This window comes from Companilactobacillus halodurans (genome assembly GCF_009600985.1).
GTDB lineage: Bacteria > Bacillota > Bacilli > Lactobacillales > Lactobacillaceae > Companilactobacillus > Companilactobacillus halodurans.
The window spans coordinates 1-1,013 of the sequence record NZ_VDFP01000296.1; the positions used below are offsets into that span (position 1 = coordinate 1).

Genomic DNA, 1,013 nt, shown 5'->3' on the forward strand with positions numbered 1-1,013 from the left:
CTAAGAAGATAATTGGTTTAAGTGTCAACTTAAAAGAGTATGCTCTTTTAAATATCGTTTTTTTTATTCAAACGGGCATTATGTATTTATTTAATAATTCTAAATTGGTAGTGGCTGAAGCATTATGTTTTATATTAATGTACCTAGTTGTCCATCAAAATTTGTATTCAGTAATTAAAAAAGTTATAAAATAATATCAAGATAGAAAGAAGTATGAGTATGGCACACAATAAAAATAATTATGTTGATTATTATAGAATGTATGGACGTTTTAGTCTGAAATGGCAGCATCGTGTATTCCCTTGTTTAATTCCACCCCAAATTAGACATTTTATTTTAATTCGAAAATGGCAAAACACACACTCTAATTTAAATAAGTTTTTGTTGAAAACAAGGATACATTTTTTACAAAAAAGATCGTTTATTGACATACCACCACAAACAAAATTAGGCAATGGATTACTTATGTACCATACTGGAGGAGTCATTGTTAATGACAAAGCAATTATTGGTAACAATGTGACCCTTTCACCAGGGGTCACTATTGGCAAAACAGCTAATAAAAAGGGAGATGGTCCAGGATATCCAAAAATTGGTAATGAAGTATGGATTGGTACTAATGCGGTAATTATTGGGAATGTTACAATTGGGGATAATGTATTAATTGCAGCTAACTGTTTTGTAAACAGAAATGTTCCAAGTAATTCCGTGGTTTTTGGGAACCCTGCAATAATAAAGGAAGGGAAGCAAAATGCAACAACTGGTTATATAAGAAATCGAGTTTAAAGTCTGTTGTAGCTACGCTCTATCTATTAAATTGAAATGGAGAACTAAAAATGAAAATTTCAGTATTTGGTTTAGGATATGTTGGATTAGCAAATGCTTTGCTTTTGAGTCAAAATGAACAAGTCAAAGCTTATGATATCGTTGATGAAAAAATTGAGATGCTTCAGAAAGGCAAGTCTCCAATAGTAGATAAAGAGATCGAAACTTTTTTAAAGCGCGATGACTTG

2 protein-coding genes and 1 pseudogene are annotated in these 1,013 nt (G+C 31.0%); all 3 read left to right on the forward strand.

The annotated features are described in order from the left end of the window. On the forward strand, positions 1-194 hold a 194-nt coding region (locus FHL06_RS14870; protein WP_238334074.1), incomplete at its 5' end, for a hypothetical protein. Positions 195-219: 25 nt separating this feature from the next. Beyond that, positions 220-786 carry a serine O-acetyltransferase gene (locus FHL06_RS14275; RefSeq protein ID WP_153387335.1) on the forward strand — a complete coding sequence of 189 codons (567 nt, stop codon included), beginning with the start codon at positions 220-222 and terminating at the stop codon, positions 784-786. Between the two features lie 50 nt (positions 787-836). Further along, positions 837-1,013 (forward strand): annotated as a pseudogene (locus FHL06_RS14280) (UDP-glucose 6-dehydrogenase); the annotation flags it as partial.